Below are 20,739 nucleotides of genomic sequence, written 5' to 3'. Positions count from 1 at the left end.
TTTTATTAATTATTTTTTCAATACCTCAAACCCTATACTGATGGTATTGCCGTTGCCATCAACCAAAGTAAGGATATGTTTGCCCGGAGGCGGGTTTAAAGCCATCTGGTGAAAGTCTTTGGTTTCGCCCATATACTGGTCATCCAAATGCCAAAAGATCTTCATGCCGGGCTGGCGATGGGCAGCGTTGCAGATCATCCGGCCACGGGTACCGTCGGCCTCAAGGGGTACATATATTTTAGCACCATTTTTAGGATAGATCACTTCCATGGCGTTTCCGTTTTCGGCCTGGGTACAATCCGGGCGAAAAGGCGGCAATACATGGTATTGATAGTTCCTGGCTTTGTAATAATATTCCATAGATGGCGGCAGTATAAACCAGCTTTTATTGAGGATGTTACCCGGCGACTCACAATTGCCGTTTACCTGCCATTTGGCATCGGCCGATAAATGCACCAACTGGTGATACGGACAAACGGGTGCTTTTAAGCCGCTTTTGGGTACATACTGCTCATCAACATCCTGGCAATATTGCCCTGCCCGGTAACCGCTTTGTCTGCATACATTTATTTTTACCATTTCGCCCATGGGCATCTCAAACCAGTCGCGCGACACGGGCAGCAACCTGAAGATTTCGAACAGGGCAGGGGCTGCTGTATTGATCCCCGTTAATCCGGGGCGGCCTTCGCCATCAGTATTCCCAACCCAAACGCCAACCACGTATTTTGGCGTAACGCCAATAGCCCAGCCATCGCGAAAGCCAAAGCTTGTCCCGGTTTTCCAGGCCACCCGCTGGCTCGAACTAAATTGCTGCCAAAGCATTTCCTCGCCCGGTCGCATCACCTCCTCCATCGCCTGGAATGTGTAATAGATAGAAGCAGCATCCAGCAGTCCTGATTTTTCAAGTTCGGGTTTGGTAACAGTCTTTTTTTCATAAACAGGATTATGAAAATCAGCAGGATTGTACTTGCCGTTATTTTTATTGTAATGATTAAGCACACGCGCCATATCGGCATAGGCTCCACTCAACTCCCAAAGGGTATTTTCACCTCCGCCCAATATGAGCGATAAACCGTAATGATCGGCTGGTTTGGTTAATGTTGTGATGCCCGCTTTATGCAAAAAGTCATAAAAGCGCTCGTACTTGTATTGCTGAAGCATTTTAACTGCAGGTACATTCAGCGAACGGGACAAGGCCCGCGATGCCGGTACGGCCCCGTCATAACCCAGATCAAAGTTTTCGGGATGATAGCCTGCTATCATGGTAGGTACATCGGGCATCAGGCTGTTGGGCAATATCAATCCATCGTGCAGCATTGCCGCGTAAAGCAGCGGTTTCAACGTGCTTCCGGGGCTTCGAGGAGCATCAATCACATCCACATCGCTTTCCATTTGCGGGTCTTCGCGATGGGAAATGTTACCGGCATAGGCAAGGGTTGCACCTGTTTCTACATCAAGTACAATGGCAGCTATATTATTGATGTCATTAGCCTTTAATAAACTGTGGTGCTGCTCCAAAATATCATTTACTTGCTTCTGAAGCGATGATTTAATGCTGCTGGTGATGCGGGTATCGCAATCGGGTTTTGCCTGGTGATCGGCTTTAAAACGCTGTAACAGGTGTGGGGCAAGCTGTGGCAGGGGCATCGGTCTGTCGGGCACAGGCTCAAGCCGGGCAAGGGCTGCGGTTGTGCTGTCAATAATACCTGCTTTATGCAGTTTATCCAATAATGAATTTCGTTTGCGGAGCAGGATTGCCCTGTTCCTGCCGGGGTGCACCAGCGAGGGGGAGTTAGGTAATACGGCCATAGCTGCCATTTCGCCCCAGGAAAGTTTATCCGGGCTGCGGCCAAAATAACGCCAGGAGGCAGCATCCAAACCAATAACATTGGTACCAAAAGGAGCTTTGCTAGCGTATAAAGCTAATACCTCACTTTTGCTGTAAGTAACTTCAAGGCGCATGGCCATAAAAATCTCTTTGAGTTTGTTCCAAATGTTGCGTTTGTGTTTAGTAGCCAGCCTGATCACCTGCATAGTAATGGTACTGCCTCCGCTGCTTACTTTTTTTGAACTCAGGTTTTGTTTGATAGCGCGGCCAAAGGCAACAATGTCAAAGCCGGGATGGTGCTCAAAGCGTTTATCCTCAAAAGTAATAATACATTGTTTGAATTTTTCGGGCACATCGGCATTATAAGGAAAGCGCCATTGCCCGTCGTTTGCTATGGACGCACCAAGAAGCTGTCCCTGATCATCGTCGATTACGTAAGATGTTGGGCTATTAAATAAGGGTTTGGGCAAACAAAACCAGAATATGAGGGTTAAAACAAACAAAAAGAAAAGTGAGACTATTACTTTTGGCTTTTTTAAATAACTTTTTGCTCGTTTTAGCACAAATTGCATTATTAAATATAAAAATATTAAGCCAGTTCAGGTTTATACAACTATAATTGTGGAAAAAATCTACCAGGCAATAATACAATAAATGACAATACAAAAATTATCAATTATTATCCCGGCTTATAACGAAGGTAATACCATACATCTGATTTTGGATAAAATTAAGGAGGTAAGCCTTGTAAATGATATCGAAAAAGAAGTGATCATTGTAAATGATTGTTCAAAGGATGATACTGAAGCTGCCATTTATAAATACAAGCTTGGCAATCCGGATGCTAACATCCAGTACTTTAAACATGAAGTAAACAAGGGGAAGGGAGCAGCCCTGCATACGGGTATCTCCAAAGCTACCGGCGATTACCTTATTATCCAGGATGCCGACCTTGAATATGATCCCACAGAGTACAACGACCTGTTAAAGCCGGTAGTAGCCGGTTTTGCCGACGTAGTTTACGGTTCAAGGTTTATGGGGAGCAACCCGCACCGCATCCTGTTTTTTTGGCATACCATTGGCAACAGGTGGCTAACCTTTGCTTCAAACTGGTTTTCCAATCTTAACCTCACCGACATGGAAACATGTTATAAATTGTTTAATACTAAATTGATCCAATCGATGCAGCTTACCGAAAAACGGTTTGGTTTTGAGCCTGAGGTTACCCAGAAAATCGCACGCGTACCCCGCATCAGGATCTATGAGGTGGGTATTTCATACTATGGCCGTACCTATGAAGAGGGTAAAAAGATAGGATGGAAGGATGGCGTAAGGGCTATTTACTGTATCCTTAAATACGGTTTATTTAAAGCGAAGTAAGATCTATATCGCTGAATTGAATAGCCATAGAAGTCTCACTTTCATAAGCCAACGTAGCCAAATTATTGTTATCGAGCCTGAAACTTACAAGCTTTATTGCTTTAGATGAATTAATGATATTGTTGTTGGTCAGATGGTTACCATCTACAGACGGGATATCTTTAAGCCGTTCGTCCAATCCCTGGCTTGTAAGTTTTGTTATGGCTTCCTTGCGCGTCCAAAGAAGGATGAATTTTTCTTCCGGATTGTTTTGGTTGATGAACCGGATCTCTTCTTCACTGAAATTATCAGCAAGGATCTCTTTATAGGCGAATGAGCGGTCGATCTTTTCTGTATCAATACCAACCTTTGTTTTTGATACAGACATAGTTATCCACTCGTCCGAATGGGATACATTGTAATTAACGGCCAACCCGGTGGTTTTTACAAAAGGCTTTTTATTGAGCCCAATTTCAAAGCGGATCTCTTCGGGTGGTATGCAAAGGTATCTGCCTAAAATAATCCTTAAAGCGGCACGGCTTACTATGAAACGTTGCCTGTCTTTTTCCTGGTAATACCGCTCAGCCCGCTTTATTTCATCAGGCATTAATAATTTTATCAGTTGTGTGATGAGCGCGAGATGATCGGCTGTTTTAACCCGCCATACATCTATTTCATCGCCTATAGTAAAGTTGCGGGTGGTATCCTGCTGCCATTCAACAGCATCAAGATACCGGATTTCAACTTTTACTACCTCCATAAACTATTTTTTAGCAGCTTCATCGAGGCAATTTTGCAAAATTTTTGCAAAGATCTTGTCGTTAGGTGCTTTAAATATAGAGTTATGTTCGCCAGGGATAGGATGCACATTGATACCTTTTAAAGCATAAGGCCTCCAGCCAAGGTATTCAAAATCGTCCATATAAAAAGTATGGCTGTTGGCTTTGAACAATTCAATTGAAATGTTGTAAGGCTTTAGTTGATAGTTTCGTTCGGCGCGTTGGTTTGTTTCGTCTATCTTGTTTGAATAGCCAAAAAATCCTTCCTGCTGCTCATCTTTCTTTAAACGCCATAAAAGCCTGGTTGCATGTCGTTTAATATTTTTTGTTTTACCTGCAATGTTTTGCGAAAGTCCTTCGCCCGTAAGGAGATTGTATTTTAGCTTGCGTAAAAAGAATTTAGTACGCTTGGTTTGCATGGTAAGCCATGGATCAAAAAACGGCGACCGGTAGGCGTAGGTATCAAACATAGCCAGCATTTTAACCTTTTTACCCTGTGCTTCCAGTTGCTTTGCCATTTCGAAAGCAATGATGCCACCAAATGAATAACCTGCCAATGCGTACGGTCCGTCAGGGTTTTGAGCTTGTATGGCTGAGATATAATGTGCTGCTATCTCCTTGATGTCGGTTAGCGGTTCATCTATTCCGTTAAGTCCTTTGGCTTGTAGCCCGTAAACCGGCTGGTTGGGGTGCATGTTGATAGCCAGTGCGTTAAATAGTAACACATTGAGGCCTGCGCCATGCACAATATACAGCGGCATTTTACTGCCGGTAGGCTTTATAGGCACAAGTGAATCCCATACAATTGATTTACCATCCATCTCCAGCATAAGGGACAGCTTCTCTACGGTAGAGTTTTCAAATAATGCAGCTAACGGCAGGCGTTTTCCGGTAAGTTTTTCAATCCGGGTCATTACCTGTACAGCAATAAGCGAATGGCCTCCCAGCTCAAAAAAATTATCGTAGACACCAATTTTTTCGATCTCTAAAAACTCGCTCCAGGTGTCGGCAACCAATTGCTCTACATCAGTTCTTGGTGCTATATACACGTGGATACTTTCGGCAAGAGGGGCGATATGGCTTTGGATAAGCGTTTTTTTATCAACCTTGCCGTTTGGTGTGAGCGGGATAGACGATATTACAATAAAATCGTCGGGTATCATGTAATCGGGCAGGGAGCTTTTTAATGATATCCGCCAGTTTTTTACCTGTGTTACCTCATCTTCGGCAATATAATTGTCGTTTATAACAATATAGGCAACCAGTTTATTGATGCCGTTTTTATCAGGCTGGGCAACTACTACGGCCTGTTTTACATTAGGTTTATTAATGAGGTGATATTCTATCTCGCCGGTTTCGATACGATAACCACGGATCTTGATCTGTGCATCTGCACGGCCAAGGCATTCGATTTCGCCATTGTCCATAAACCTGCCCAAATCGCCTGTGCGATACATTTTAGCACCTACATGATCTGAAAACGGATCGGCGATGAATTTTTCGGCAGTAAGTTCGGGCTGGTTTAAATAGCCTGCTGCCAAACCATCTCCTCCAATAAAAATTTCACCTACAGTGCCGTTATCCAGCGGGTTAAGATTTTTATCTAAAATATAAATTGAAGTATTGTCGATAGGGCGGCCAATGGTGATCGCCGGATCATCGGCCCTGATTTCTTTAATGGTCGACCAAATGGTAGTTTCGGTTGGGCCGTAAACATTCCATAGCGATGAGGCTTTTCCAAGGATCTTTTCGGCCAGTTCTTTAGGTAAGGCTTCGCCGCCGCAAATCACCTTTATAAGCGTGGTTTCGTCCCAACCTGCCTCCAGCATAATACGCCAGGTATATGGGGTGGCCTGCATGGTGGTCACCTTTTCTTCACGGATAATATCAAGCAGGGCACGACCGTCCTTTGCAGTAGCCATATCGGCAATAATTACTTGTGCACCGCTTAACAGCGGTAAAAACAATTCAAGCCCGGCAATATCAAAACTTATGGTTGTTACAGCAAGCAACTTATCTGTTGCAGTCATGCCAGGCGTTTTTTGCATGCTGTACAGGAAATTAACCAGACTATGCTGGCTGATCTGGACGCCTTTAGGCATCCCTGTTGAGCCCGAAGTGTACAGGATATAAGCAAGGTCATCGCCCGTAACGCTAACATTCGGCGTATCTGCACTATACTTTGAAAGATTAGGCCATTCAGTTTCTAAGGTAAGCTCAGTAGCGTTTGACTGGTAATGGCCTTTGTATTTTTCAGAGCTTAACAGTACAACCGCTTTCGAGTCGCTGAGCATATAATTGATCCGCTCAAGCGGAAACTGCGGATCGAGCGGCACATAGATCCCGCCGGCTTTCATGATGGCTAATATAACCACCAGCATTTCGGCCGAACGATCAACTGCAAAGGCAACTTTGTCACCTTTTTTCACACCTTTATCAATCAGTAAAGCAGTTAGCATATTACTAATTTTGTTTAATTGTTGATATGTAAGTGTCTGATCTTTAAATTTTAATGCAATTGAATTACTGTGCCAGTTAATGAGCTGGTGTAAGGCTTTATCTTTAGGATAGGCTACCTCTGTGCTATTCCACAACTTCAGTTTTTCAATCAATTCGGCCCTGTTGGAAGCAGGGATTTCGCCTAATTGGTTATCAGGAGCCTTTACCAGTTCAGTGAGTAGAAAGCTAAATTCATCCATCATATGACGGATAGCTTTTTCGCTGAATAGCTGAGTGTTATATGACCATTCCAGTACTAAGGCTTCATCGCGCCCGGATATATTTACAAAGATCTCGAAGCTTTCGTACTCACGTGGATTACTGGTTAAATGATGTTTTAATCCATGAAAATCAACATCGTCATCCATTCCCATATCAATGTTAAACATTACGGGGACTAAAGGCACACGCGAAGCATCGCGCGGGATGCTGAGTTTTTTCAGCAGCTCACCAAATGTATACTGCTGGTGATCATAAGCATCTAAAATAGTTGAATTGCGTTGTTTAAGATAGCTGCGGAACGACTGATCATTTTGAGGATAACTCCTTAACGCAAGCAAATTAACACAATGGCCCACTAAGCGATAATTACCGGTTGCCGACTGGCCGGCGGCAGGTAAGCCTAATATGATCTCATCCTGCCCGGTAACTCTTTGTAAAAAGACCTCGAATGCAGTTAAGAGTGTGGTTACAAAACTGCTCCCGTTTGTTTTGCCTAATTGCTTTAATGCTGAAGCAAGACTTTTATCAAGGTCAAAATCAAGACGGTTGCTTTTATATGTCCGTACGGCAGGCCGGGGCAAATCAGCGGGCAGATCGAACAAATAGTTGCTTCCTTTAAACTCGTTTAGCCAGTACTGCTCAGTATCTTTATATTCCTGACTTCCAGTTAATAATGCCTGCTCAGTTGAATAGTCACTAAATGATGGGGCCTCCGGTAATTGGATATATTCACCTTTAGTATAAGCGGAATAAAGCTTGCTTAAATCCTGCATCATAATACCGATAGACCAGCCATCGCAGATAATGTGATGCGCAATAAACGTCAGCCGGTGTCCGGTTTCGCCCAGTTTGATCAGTTGTACTTTAAACAGAGGGCCTGTAACCAGATTAAAAGGTGTAAACGCGTTTTGATTATTTTGTTCCGTGATGAATGACTGTTGCTCGGCAATGCTTCTTTCAGACATGTCGGCGAACTTAAAGTCAAGCGGCAGATATTTGTAAATGCAGATAGATTTACCATCAGCACTAAAAGCCGAACGCAAGGCCTGGTGCATGTTGGTGATCTCCTGCAATGCTTCAAACATCGCCTCCTGGTCAAGCTGGCCGGAGAGCTGGAGCGAAAAGGACTCGTTATATGCACAATTGGCTTCATCGCCGCCAATGATACACGATGCCCAGATCTCTAACTGGGGTTCGGTTGAAGGGGCAATAGCAACAAGTTCCGGCCCTGCAAAAGGATCAAATTCAACCGGGATAGTATCGTATAGGGTAGTAGTAGTCAAAATTAGTTATTGCTGATCTTTACCTGTAAATATTTTCCTGGATTATTTGTGTCAGTTACAAACCATCCGGGGTTACCATCTTTATCGCGGCCCAGTTTTGCACCTGGTACAGGAGGCTCGGCTGGCAAACCATTTTTTGCAGGCTCGGCTTTTACCGGCTCGGGTTTATTAGTTGGCATAAAGCCAGCCTCAATTAGTTCAAATATACTTTCGTTGAATTTACTGATGATCTGGTCTATGTCTTCATCAGTGTGGGCAGCCGTAATAAAGCAAGGGAAAAGGTCCCAGATATGGATGCCTTTAAGGCGCATCAGCGTAAATAACAGTTCACCATAAGCCAGCTCATAATCAAATTTGATTTTCCATAATGAGCCGAATGAAGGGATATGTAATGGCAGGCCTTCTTTTTCGCAAATGGCATTCAGTGCATCAGCAAGGCGTTTAGTTAAGGCGTTAAGTCCTTCCTGTAAGGCAGGGCCTTTTTCCTTCATGTAGTTTAACGATGCTTTTGCCGTAGCCAAAGCCAACGGATGGCGTACAAATGTGCCCGCAAAATAAGTTACACCGGCTTCGGGCGATGAATCATCACCAAACTGCCAGTTACCGCCGTCAAGAGCATCCATATATTTGCTGATCCCGGCAATGGCGCCGATAGGCATCCCACCGCCAATTACTTTACCGTAGGTGCCAAGATCGGCCTTGATGCCGAACATCGCCTGCGCACCGCCCGGGTGCATCCTGAAACCGGTGATCACCTCATCAAAAATCAAAACAGTTTCCGACTGGCGGGTGATTTCCCTAACCCGTTTCAAAAACTCGATAGGGCGAAAATCCGGCCTGCGGCTTTGGGCTGGTTCAACCAAAACGGCTGCCAGCTCATGAGCACGTTCAGCTATTATTTTCAGTGATTCTTCAGTACCATAATCAAGGATAAGCATGTTCTGTACTACCTCGGGCATAATGCCGGGAGCAGCAGGTACGGTTTTTAACTTTTTGGTGCCGCGAACAATAACCTCGTCATTAATACCATGATATGAGCCATTAAATGCCACAATAAGTGACCGGCCTGTTACCGTACGCGCAATACGCATTGCTCCCAAAACAGCCTCAGAGCCTGTGTTGCATAAAGCAGACCTATCAAAATTGGTAAACTCACATATCAGTTTACAAACCTCGCCGGCAAGCTCATGCTGCGGGCCTATTTCATAACCTTTTTCAACCTGATCTAAAACAGCTTGTTTTAATACGTCAGTTTGATAGCCAAGGAAATTTGAGCCAAAACCGTTCAGTGCATCTATATATTCATTACCATCGATGTCCCAAACCCGGCTACCTTTTGATCGGTTAACCACTAATGGATAAACAATCTCTTTAGTTAAAGGGCGGAAACCGCTAACAACACGCGGATCGGCCATATATGACCTGTCTTTTTGGGTTTGCGCCTTACTGCCTTTTGTTTTGGCGTTATATTTTTCTGTAAGATCTTTTAAAAATGCCTGCTGTTTATCGTTCAGGCCCTGCACTTGTTTTTCGATCCTGGCAGTTGCGCCGAAAGGTTTTTTCAGTTCAGCTTGTTCTTCTTGCGTAAAATCAGCAGTAAGTGATAACAGGGACTTAGCTGGCACCACAACAGGAGCAGGTGAGTTATACGTTTGCGCAGGATGAGCCTGCACAGCAGCGGGTGTATTACCCTGGATAAGTGTTAGCTGGCTGGCTAATAATTGCAGCTGTTGAGATATTAAGCTGATGGCTATATCATTGCTTCCCTGGCCTGCCGCAGGGTACCCGGGAGTTACGTTATTACCCGAAGGAATAACCTGCGCATGGTGCTGGATTGCATGTTGTGCAGTTCCGTTAGTTTCACCGTGTTGAAATGCCGGGTTAACAGCTGGGGCTACCTGTGGCTGAAATGCATCGGCAGGTAAGTTGTTATCCAGGTAAATAGCAAGCAGTTCGAGACTATTATATTCTTCAAACAATTTCCTGAAGGTAACGGGTACGTTGAAGACCTTTTTAAGATTGGTAGCTATTTGCGTAAGCGAAAGAGAATCAAAGCCTATTTCAATAAAGCTCATGCCGGTGGCAGCCATATCTATCTCAATACCGGCAGCGTCTTCAAAAATCTCTTTTAGTTTATCAATTAAAATATCCTTCCTCATCAGTACAGGTTGCGTGGGTTTTGTATTTGTTTGTTGTTGTGTTAAGGTTTCCGGAACAATATTTATTGTTACAGTAGGCTCAAGCCAATACCGTTTATGGTCAAAAGCGTAGGTTGGGATATCAATCCTTTTACGGTTTTGGCCCAAATAAGTTGCCTCCCAGTTTGGTTCAATACCATTTAGCCATAGCTGGCCCAATGCTTTTAACAGGCTGTGATCTTCAGTTAAAGTATCATTTTGCTCGAAGCCGGAAATAATAGAAATGTTTTTACCCGCAGTATGCTGACGTGCAAGGGTAGCGAGGATATTTCCCGGGCCGCTTTCAAGCAGTAAGCGGCTATCATCTTCTGTCACTGTATCCAAAGCGGCTGCAAAGCGAACTGTGCTGCGCAAGTGTTGCGCCCAGTATTCAGGATCGGTTGCCTGGGCTTCACTTAACCAGGTACCTGTCACTGTTGATACAACGGGCTTAACCGGCTTGTTTAATGTTACAGATTTTACTACCTGTTTAAACGGTTCCACAATATCATCCATCATTAATGAATGAAAGGCATGACTGGTTAAAAGCAATCTTGCAGGAATCCCTTTTCCGGAGAGCTCTTCAGTAAATTTAGTTATAGCATCTTCAGGGCCGGCTACTACGCAGAGTTTTTTGCTATTTACGGCTGCGATGGAGAGCCCGGCCGGCAATATAGTCTTTAGCTGTTCTTCTTCTATACGTACCGACAGCATCTGACCATGCGGAGCACTGCTTACCAAACGTGCCCGTTCAGAGATCAGTGTTAAAGCATCTTTCAGGCTGAACACACCGGCAAGGTGCGCCGCCACAAATTCGCCAATGCTGTGCCCCATCAGTATAGCGGGTTGGATCCCTTTGCTCATCCATAACTTTGCCGTTGCATATTCTAAAATGAACAGCGCCGGTTGAGTGTAAAGGGTGTTTTTAATCCTTGAAGCCGATTGCTGATCTACCGGATCAGCGAAGATCACATCAAGCAGGCTGCTGTGAATAGTGTCTTGCAACAGGCTGATACACTCGTCTACCGCATCTTTAAAAACAGGTTCGTTTTGATACAGGTCGTGACCCATGTTTACATATTGCGAACCTTGCCCAGGGAACATGAAAACTACTTCCGCAGGGATAGTACTGAGTTTTTTTGTAGATGATGGATCTGTATTGGCAGCATTTAGCGTTACCAGCAAGTCATCGGTATCGGCCGCTATCACGAAACGGCGGTAGGTAAAATCAGCCCGAGTGGTTTGCAGGGTGAAGGCTACATCATTAAGATCAATGCTTTTATTACTATTGATGAAAATTGCCAGTTTACCTGCATACTTAGCTAAACTATTCTCGTTTTTGGCCGACCAACTGATGAGTTTTAGAGGCTTATCAATACCCGGCTCAACAGGCCCTGGCTTTTTATATTCCTCCAATACAACATGTACATTGGTTCCGCCCACGCCGAAAGAACTGATACCGGCGCGTTTAAGTTCCGCATTCCACGGTTTAAGTTCCGCATTGACAAAAAATGGCGTGTTCTCAATGTCGATATTGGGATTGATATTTTTGAAAAACAGCGAAGGCGGGATTTGCCCATGCCGCATAGCGAGCACTGTTTTAATTAGTCCGGCAACACCGGAGGCTGCCGTTAAGTGACCAAAGTTGCTTTTTACAGAGCCTATAGCACAAAACTGATTTTGATCCTGCTGGCCGAAGGCAAGGTTAAGGCCTTCAATTTCTATCGGGTCGCCCAGTGGGGTGGCTGTGCCATGTGCTTCAACATAACTTATGGTTGAGGCATCTATCCTGGCATCGGCTATGGCCATGGCTATGGCACCAGCCTGGCCAAAAGCATTTGGCCCGCCAAAACTGCCTTTTTCGGCACCATCGTTATTTACGCCAACGCCCTTAATAACAGCATAAATGTTATCTCCATCGCGCTGTGCATCTTCAAGACTTTTTAGCAATACTACGCCGGCGCCATCGCTGAAAACAGTACCCGAAGCTTCGGCATCAAATGGCCTGCAATGACCATCAATGCTCATAATAGAACCTTCTTCGTAAATATGACCGCTTTTTATAGGCGAAGTAATAGATGCCGCGCCTGCAATAGCTACCTGGCACTGGCCGCTACGGATACTGCTCACCGCCTGCGTGATAGCTAACAATGAAGTTGAACATGCCGAATACACCGCAACAGCCGGACCTTTCAGATTTAGCTGATAGGCTGTCCGGGTGGCTATATAATCTTTTTCGTTTAGGGTACGTACCTGGAAATGGCCAACTGTTTCAACAATTTCGGGGTTGGTTAATACATTATTATTGTAATAGGTGTTATATCCGCAGCCTGCAAATACACCGGTAAGCCCATCATACTTTTGAGGTAAATGGCCTGTTTTTTCCAATACTTCCCAGGCGAGCTCTAAAAAGATCCGTTGCTGCGGATCCATCAGTTCGGCGGCACGAGGGTTAAACCCAAAAAATCCGGCGTCAAACTCGTCGGCACCGTTAAGGATGCCCCTCGCTTTTACATATGCCGGGTTGTTTTTTTCATAAAGGGGAACGTATTTGTCCAACTCCTCTTCGGTAAAAAAGCTTGTGCCTTCACGTCCTTCGGCCAGCATTTGCCAAAATTCGTCAACGGTATCAGCTCCCGGGAAACGACCGGACATACCAATTATAGCAATGTCGTTGTTGCCACCGGTTGTTTTTGCTTGGTGTTTTGAAAGGGGAGTGGGTTGTTTGTTTATTCCGTTAATCAGCTTTTCTATACCTGCAATGGTTGGATATTGATATAATTTGGTGATCGGTACTTCGTAATTGAAACGTTGTTTTAATAGTGCTACCGTTTTTAAAGCAAGTAATGAATTGCCTCCCAACTGGAAAAAGTTATCATCAACGCCTATCTTATCAAACTGCAGTAACTCAATTAAAACAACTGCTATGTTTTTTTCTGTTGGATTTGATGGCGCTTTGTAAAGTACGTCAAGTTCGGGCCGTTTAATATCCGGCTTAGGTAGTGCTTTCCTGTCGACCTTACCGCTGGTGGTTTTAGGTAGTTCCTTCAACCATACATAGGCAGATGGCAGCATAAAATCAGGAAGCTGCCCTTCGAGAGATTTGCGCACTGCCTCCGTATCTTCTCTATCGCCTGATGATACGAGGTAAGCTATCAATCTTTTTTGTCCGGCTGCATCGGCCGGGGCAGTTACCACTGCTTGTTTTATATTATCAAGTTGGCTTATCAGTACTTCAATTTCTCCTATTTCTACACGGTTGCCGCGTATTTTAACCTGCGTATCACGACGGCCAAGGTATTCGATGCTTCCATCGCCCATAAAACGAGCCAGATCGCCGGTACGATAAATTCGGATCGTTTTATTGTCCTTTGTCCAGTCTATAAACTTTTCGGCTGTAAGTTCAGGTTTGTTGAGATAGCCGTTTGCAAGGCTTATGCCCGAAACGCATAATTCACCTGTTTCACCATCAGCAACGCGACTTAGATTTTCATCAAGTAATATGATCTCTGTATTACTGATAGCCGAACCAATAGAAGGGAGCGCGGCCCATAATGAGGTATCTCCATCCAATTTTAGCTGAGTAACTACGTGCGTTTCAGTTGGGCCATACTGGTTATAAAGCACACATTGCGGCAAGGCATTAAAAAAGCTTACTATCTGCGGGGTGATCTTCAACTGCTCCCCGGCCGTCATTACTTCTTTTAACGATACCGGAATATAATTATTCGCAATAGCAGCCTCGGTAAGGTACTGCAATACTACAAACGGTAAAAAGATGCGGTTAACAGCATGCTGGTCAATAAACTGTAGCAGTTTAACCGGGTCGATCCTTAATTCCTCGTCAACCAAAAACAAAGTGCCTCCGGTGCCCAGCGTAGCAAAGATTTCCTGGAAGGATACATCAAACGTTAAGGGTGCAAACTGTAACGTATTAATTCCCTCTGCAGAAATGGAATTTTCCTGTTGCCATAAAAGCAGGTTTACCAGGGCGGCATTACCCATAGCTACCCCCTTGGGGGTGCCGGTTGAACCTGAAGTATATAAAACATAAGCGGTATCTACCACATCAGGTCGCTGCAATGATTTAGCAGCGACTTCTTGAACTACATCTGAAAGCAGGATACTGACAGGCAAGCCTTCAAACAAATGCTCTTTATCCGAAGCTGTGATACATACTGTAATCCCCGAATCTTTAATAATTGTTTCAAGCCTGTCTTTAGGGTAGTCAGGATCAAGTGGCAGGTAACCTTTGCCGGCTTTTAATATAGCTAATACACCAATTATAGTTTGGATACTCCGGCTTGCGCTTACACCAATTATTTCTGGATCGGGATAATGATTTAAAATGGCCGAAGCCAGATCATCAGCCTTTTGATAAAGCTGATGATACGTAAGCGTATCACTATTATGAACAACAGCAATGGCATCGGGTAATTTTATCCGCTGTTGTTCAAATAGGTCGTATACATTAGGGGCAATAGATTCCCCGTTTTTTAAAATAATCCCCGGCTCAATATTCATCAGGATCAATAAGGTATGACTGTGGTTAGCAGCCGAAATATACTTTTTAATTAGTTGGCAGGTAATTCAAAAAAGCAACTGAAGATAATTTTTTTAATCTTATCTTCTTTTACCACTGATTATTTTATGATATATTTTCACTCATTCAATATATTAAACTATAAAATAATTTTCCTTTTAACTTATAATCAATGTTTTACTGCTTTCGTTGTACCTTTTCCCAAACTGCGCTTTGCTTGGTGCTAAAATACCGGATGATGCCGGCCAGCACAGCATAGTTCATAACACAGAAATAATAGGGAATAAAAAGAACTTTTATGCGCAATTGCCGCTTTTCCATCATTAAGCCAAGCAAGGCAAGTATATAAAACAATACCTGTGCCAATAACAAGTATTGCATAGATGTTTCGCCTGACTTAAACGCCAAGACTATATTTAAGATAAACGATAATATAAGCAGAAATGGGGTGATGGTCCACCTCAAAACCCGGTGGCTGATATATTGAAATGATAAAACCGGGTAGGGGAACGGGTTAAATAATTTTTTTAATCGTAAAATAGACTGAATGCCCCCAGCAGCTATCCTCACTTTTCGTTTCAATTCTTCCGAAACATTTTCGGACGCTGTTTCGGTAGCGTATGCTTCAGGCTCATAAATGATGCGGTAACCTTTAGCTGCTATTAACATAGAAATCATGAAATCATCCAAAACTGTGTCCGGCTCTACTGGCTGATACAATGAACGGCGTACACTAAACAGTTCACCCGCTGCTCCTACAACGGAGTACAATTCTGAGTCCCATTTTTTCAACGCCGATTCATATTTCCAGTAAAAGCCCTCACCGGCCGCACTCGCGTCCGCACTTTCATCAATATGTACGCGCTTTTCGCCGGCAACAGCGCCAACGGTTTTGTCGCTGTAATGCCTGCATATCTTTATTAAGGCATCCCTATTTAAAAAGGTGTTGGCATCGGTAAATACAACAGCATCGGTATCAACATATTCCATGGCGCGGTGTACAGCGGCTATTTTGCCCGCCCGTTCTGGCTTGTGCAGCAATTGTATCTGCGGGTATTTGGCAATAATATCAGGTGTTTTGTCTGATGATCCGTCGGTGACAAAAAGCAGCTTCAGCTTTCCTTCCGGATAATTAAGCTGCAGGCTGTTGCTGATCTTCTGTTCAATAAAATATTCTTCGTTGTAAGCGGCTATGATCAACGTACAGGAAGGAAGCCCATCCAGGTTCTCTGAAGGGAGGGGTTTCATGCCTTTAAAAACCCTTTTGATCCTGATGATCAGGTAAAGGAAAATGCCGTATCCGGCAAAAGTGTAAAAAACAATAAAAAGACTTATGGCTAAAACTATTTTCATCCTATGGTATTAATGGGGTATCCTAAATTGCTGCTGTTTTTTGAATGGGTGAAATTCCACCATACAGCTTTCAACAGCATGGGGATAAATCCGTACTGTTTTTCTTTGATGTAGTTGATCAGATTGCGGGGTACCACAAGCAGCAAAAAGTAAAAATAAAAGAAGATCTTTTTAAACAGCGGGGCATTCCGGCGGGTAAAAAGGATCCGGTTGCGGTTCATAAAATATTCTTTGAGCTTACTTTTTTTACCTACCGAAACGGATTCTTTATGGTAAATGAGCGCATCGGTACAGACCCATGCCTTAAAACCCGCTCTTTTGATATGTTCGCACCAATCAACCTCCTCATAGTATAAGAAAAAGGTTTCGCACATCATGCCCGCTTTTTCAATGGCTTCTTTTCTGATCATCATTGCGGCGCCGTGGCAATAGGCAGTAGGGGCGGTGATATGAGCAAATTGGCCTTCATCCTTCTGCTTTAAGCCTATTACGCTATTGCGGCAGGTATAGTAGTTCATGGGGGTGTAGCCGGCATATTGTATCAGGTTTTTATCACTGAAATATTTGATCATGGGCGATAGCATTCCTACCGCATCATTTCCATCCATTACTTCAACCAGTTTTTCAACTAAGCCGGGGGTAAATTCGGTGTCATTGTTCACCATGAAAATATAGTCGCCGTTTGCAGCTGTGAGCCCAAGGTTATTACCGCCCGCAAAACCGAGATTAATTTCCGAACGGACAAATATAATATCAGGATATTTTACCTTCCAGCCCGGAACCGGATCTGTCTTACTTGCATTATCAACAACAATTATTTCTATATTATTATAAGTACTCGTATTTTTAATCGATAATAACATTTCTTCGGTGATAAAGGGCTGATTAAAATTTACAGTAACAATAGAAACTTTTTTCATTTAAGGCGTTATTATCAATATTGCTTTTTACGGCTAATATCAGTAAAAGTTAACCAATTATATCACTATATTCCTTTGAAGAATAACCTACCAAATAATGATGAGTCATTGCTTAATACAAAAGCCGATGAACTTATACAACTGCTAAAGAAGGGAAATATTGATAAAGAACAGATTAGGGCCATACAGCAAAAAATAAATAGTGCAATTGAGCTTAATGCTCCTCCGCAGAAATTTGATGTCTTTAGTGGTTTAAACGAGGACCAAAATCGCCTGGACATGGTAAATAACCTTGAGTTTTTGCTTGCCCAACATCCGGTTGACAGCAAGGAATCAAAAAAATACCTGTTTCACGAAAAGTTGAAGCGCGTTGTTTTGATAGCAATTGCCGTTACCATGATCATTCTTGGTTTAGCGATGATTATAATGCCGGCACCTCCATATTTTGAAATGTTCACCATTTTTTATTTTTCGAAAGATGATGGCATAACTTTAATGGATGTAATATCCGTATTAATCGTATTAACAGGTGTATATTTGTTTATAAACGCCATACTCCGGAAAATCAATTCCTGAACATTAAGATTATGCCGAAGCCTCCAAAAATACTCCTGGTTGATGATAGCCCTCTTATTTTGATGGTTATAGGTCAGGCTTTGGAAAAAGATGGCTTTGCCACCCGCAGGGCTACTAATGTAGAAGAAGCTATGATCTTGCTCAAAGATGAAATCCCTGATCTTATTTTGTCTGATTATCAAATGCCCGGTACAGACGGTTTTGCATTCAGGCAAAGCTTAATGGCTATACCCGAGTATGAAAATATCCCTTTTATGTTTTTGACATCTGTTACTGATCATGCGCATATGATAGCTGGGATCAGCCTGGATGCTATTGATTACATTGATAAGGATACGCCCATTGCCTTTATTATTTCAAAGATCAATAATTATCTGAACAGCATTCGTGAACGGCACGAACATACAATAAGAGAGCTGAGCAGCGCCGCCATGGCGCTGAATTTATATTCCGTTCCGCAGGAAACACCTCGCATCAATGGTTTTGAAATAGATTTCTGGCATAAATCATTTGAGAATTACCCGGGTGGAGATTTTATCGACGCCATATCGATCAATAACAGGTATACTTTTATTATCCTGGGCGATGTTATGGGGAAAAAATGGGGAGCCTGGTTCTTTTCATTTGGTTACCTAAGCTATATAAGAGCTGCTGTAAGGTTATGTGTTTCGGAAGGAGACATATCAACCAAAAGCATCATGCAGAAGATCAACTCCGTTATTTATCATGACCCTGTTGTGAGCGAAGTTTTATCGACACTTTCACTTATCATGATTGATTCGGAGAATGAAACGCTGAGTTATACCGGGGCCGGCGATTTACCGCTGTTATACTTTAGCCGTACAGAAATGAAGCTCAACATGATCAGCTCATCCGGATTATTACTTGGGATTAGTAAAGAAGGTGGCTTTGACGAAAATCTGTTTACCATGCAACCAGGTGATCAATTAATGCTGATAACCGACGGATTAATTGACAAGGAGACAGCGGCAGGAAAGAAAACAGACCTGAATGGTTTTATTGATGAAGTTGCAAAATATCTTGGTAAAACAGATTCATTCGCTACTTTAAAAAATGATGGCTTCTTAAGCGAAAAGGCAAAAGACCAAATTGACGACTGCAGTTTAATATTTATTCAAAAAAAATAGCTAAATGATATTACAAACACATCTGCATGATAGTGCATTAATTGCTGACATACAACTTAAAGAGGCTAATTTGGCAAATTCTGATCAGTTTAAATCGGAATTGATTATCTTGATTAATAATGGAAATAGATATATTATTGTAAATTTTGAGCAGGTAATATATATTGATAGTTCTTTTTTAGGCGCATTGGTATCGGCACTTAAACTGTCCATAAATAATGGGGGAGATATTGCCGTAGTTGGCTTAAATAGTGATATCCGATCACTGTTTCAATTGGTGCGGCTTGACAAAGTGTTTAAGATCTATACAAATACACAGGAGGCTTTAACCAGGGCATAAACAAATTACTATCTTGAAAAAGTTTGTTTTTAATAATGAAACCGAAGGTATTTATCCTTTAACCGTACAGATCATCAGCTATATAAAAAATATAGCAAAAGATATAGTTGATGACGACGCGGGGTTCAGGATAAAAATTATCCTGCTTGAGCTGCTTACCAATTCGCTCAAACATATGGGGGATGATGTTACCCGGATCGGGATCGATCTAAAAAATGACAAACTATATATAAGTAAACAGGATAAGGGAAGGCCTCTGCAAATTAATACCCGGCAGGCCTTGTTAACCTGGCCGCTAACACAAAGCAAGTTTACCCAAAATGAAATTGCTATTTACGGCGATGACTTTGGCACATTAAAAGGGCGGGTAAAAAACAGCAATCAGCTGGAGTTTTTTACCGAAGATTTTGACGTAAGATATGTTGACAGGGAAACCATTATGGGACTAAATGAACATTATGGTTTGATGATCATTGCACGCGCCAGCGATGCATTTAACTACAAACATAAACCCGGAACCGGGGTAAATACTTTCACCTCGATAATTGAGCTTAAACAGCGATAAATATTACTGTGTAATTTTCTGAAAGCGTTTCTTAATAGTCAGGAATGGTTTTTCATATCCAAAATAGGATAACGATGCCAGCCCGGTGGCACAGGCAATGGTAGCCACATATATAATAACGTTCTGCATTGCCATGTTCATCGTCGGGATATAATGATGTACAAGGTAAAGGATCAAAAACAACGGATATTTATGCAGTAGATAAATACCGTACGAGATTTGGCCAATGTAATCAAGTGCTTTACTTTTTATAGTGTAAATACTGGTTTCAGCCTGGCAAAGATTAACAATTAGCAGCGAAGAGATAATAGCCAATGGTATATCGCCGTGAGGGATATCGTGAATGAGATACAGATACACATATCCCAGGAAAATAACGGATAATATTATCTGTATGTAAGGCTTAAACATCAGATCAAACAGTGGTTGCAATTTAAATTTAAATGTAGGATGCCTTGTATTATGAAATATTACAGCTACAACTGCGCCAATCATCATGTTATCAAACCGGGCATAGTAAAAAAACTGGCTAAAAAGTTTCCATATTTCATTGGCATGATTCAGGTTGTTTATAGTTAGTTGTAACGCCCATATCAAAACAATAAAAATCAGGAATGCATAGAGGATGTTTTTAGGCTTTTTTATCCTGAAAAAATGCGGATGAAAGATATAGAACTGTTCTTCAGTGCCAATTGACCAGATGGGATTAAAAATCTCAGGCAGCATTTGCAGGCAAAATGCCAGGTTAGGCATAAAAAATATAGATAACCAAAGACCTGTTGAGGCACCCTTGCCGGGATAGATGAAAAAACCTATAATTACCAGTAAAAAATATAGCGGCCAAATCCGGAGCATACGCCGGATATAAAATGCCTTGAAATTCACGGCCGAAAAATTGCGTTTTTCTTCAAGCAGCAAATAAGTGATAAGAAAACCGCTTAATGCAAAGAAGATTGTAACCCCTGTTTTACCGAAGTTAAATATAGTTATATAGGGAATCCTGGCTACATGATAGTCAATCTTATGTAGTTCGATATGGGATATTACTACCATAAGCGCAGCAAGAGCCCTTACTCCGTTTAAGTTGGAGAAATAAACCCTTGCTTTGCCTGTTGATCTTAAATTCTGTTCGGTAGTTGTATTCATA

12 protein-coding genes are annotated in these 20,739 nt (G+C 42.6%); 5 read left to right on the top strand and 7 right to left on the bottom strand.

All coding sequences use genetic code 11. From position 1 onward, the window contains the following. Window positions 1-9: 9 nt before the first annotated feature. Window positions 10-2,298: a penicillin-binding protein 1C gene (gene pbpC, locus AC1DUD_RS11445; RefSeq protein ID WP_477374708.1), complete on the bottom strand. Its 2,289-nt coding sequence runs from the start codon at window positions 2,296-2,298 to the stop codon at window positions 10-12. A 184-nt stretch (window positions 2,299-2,482) separates the two neighbouring features. On the opposite strand from pbpC, the gene AC1DUD_RS11440 reads away from it, so the two are divergent. Then, window positions 2,483-3,208, top strand: a complete 726-nt coding sequence (locus AC1DUD_RS11440) for a glycosyltransferase family 2 protein (RefSeq protein WP_477374706.1) — start codon at window positions 2,483-2,485, stop codon at window positions 3,206-3,208. Here the strand turns inward: AC1DUD_RS11440 and AC1DUD_RS11435 are convergent. From AC1DUD_RS11435 to AC1DUD_RS11415, 5 genes are all read right to left on the bottom strand, one after another. After that, a complete protein-coding gene (locus tag AC1DUD_RS11435; protein ID WP_477374704.1) occupies window positions 3,195-3,947 on the bottom strand; it encodes a 4'-phosphopantetheinyl transferase family protein in 753 nt (250 codons plus the stop codon). The genes AC1DUD_RS11440 and AC1DUD_RS11435 overlap by 14 nt on opposite strands. A gap of 3 nt (window positions 3,948-3,950) precedes the next feature. After that, window positions 3,951-7,970, bottom strand: a complete 4,020-nt coding sequence (locus AC1DUD_RS11430; protein WP_477374702.1) for a non-ribosomal peptide synthetase — start codon at window positions 7,968-7,970, stop codon at window positions 3,951-3,953. A gap of 2 nt (window positions 7,971-7,972) precedes the next feature. Beyond that, window positions 7,973-14,671 carry an amino acid adenylation domain-containing protein gene (locus AC1DUD_RS11425; protein ID WP_477374700.1) on the bottom strand — a complete coding sequence of 2,233 codons (6,699 nt, stop codon included), beginning with the start codon at window positions 14,669-14,671 and terminating at the stop codon, window positions 7,973-7,975. A gap of 196 nt (window positions 14,672-14,867) precedes the next feature. After that, the gene (locus AC1DUD_RS11420; protein WP_477374698.1) at window positions 14,868-16,043 is read right to left on the bottom strand and encodes a glycosyltransferase family 2 protein; all 1,176 of its coding nucleotides are present in this window, start codon (window positions 16,041-16,043) and stop codon (window positions 14,868-14,870) included. After that, the gene (locus AC1DUD_RS11415) at window positions 16,040-16,963 is read right to left on the bottom strand and encodes a glycosyltransferase family 2 protein (protein WP_477374696.1); all 924 of its coding nucleotides are present in this window, start codon (window positions 16,961-16,963) and stop codon (window positions 16,040-16,042) included. Before AC1DUD_RS11415 ends, AC1DUD_RS11420 begins: the two co-directional genes overlap by 4 nt. 75 nt (window positions 16,964-17,038) lie before the next feature. On the opposite strand from AC1DUD_RS11415, the gene AC1DUD_RS11410 reads away from it, so the two are divergent. The 4 genes from AC1DUD_RS11410 to AC1DUD_RS11395 are packed head-to-tail and all read left to right on the top strand — an operon-like array spanning window position 17,039 to window position 19,592. Further along, complete coding sequence (locus tag AC1DUD_RS11410; protein ID WP_477374694.1) at window positions 17,039-17,539, top strand: hypothetical protein; 501 nt, start codon at window positions 17,039-17,041, stop codon at window positions 17,537-17,539. Window positions 17,540-17,550: 11 nt separating this feature from the next. After that, window positions 17,551-18,687, top strand: coding sequence for a PP2C family protein-serine/threonine phosphatase (locus AC1DUD_RS11405; RefSeq protein ID WP_477374692.1), 1,137 nt, complete (start codon window positions 17,551-17,553; stop codon window positions 18,685-18,687). Between the two features lie 4 nt (window positions 18,688-18,691). Next, complete coding sequence (locus tag AC1DUD_RS11400; protein ID WP_477374690.1) at window positions 18,692-19,027, top strand: STAS domain-containing protein; 336 nt, start codon at window positions 18,692-18,694, stop codon at window positions 19,025-19,027. Window positions 19,028-19,040: 13 nt separating this feature from the next. After that, window positions 19,041-19,592: a hypothetical protein gene (locus AC1DUD_RS11395; protein WP_477374688.1), complete on the top strand. Its 552-nt coding sequence runs from the start codon at window positions 19,041-19,043 to the stop codon at window positions 19,590-19,592. A 3-nt stretch (window positions 19,593-19,595) separates the two neighbouring features. Here the strand turns inward: AC1DUD_RS11395 and AC1DUD_RS11390 are convergent, their stop codons facing one another. Continuing rightward, window positions 19,596-20,738, bottom strand: coding sequence for an acyltransferase family protein (locus AC1DUD_RS11390; RefSeq protein WP_477374686.1), 1,143 nt, complete (start codon window positions 20,736-20,738; stop codon window positions 19,596-19,598). Window position 20,739: the final 1 nt, after the last annotated feature.

Source organism: Mucilaginibacter sp. P4_A11, from assembly GCF_056402535.1.
This window is presented reverse-complemented; position numbering and strand designations above follow the sequence as displayed.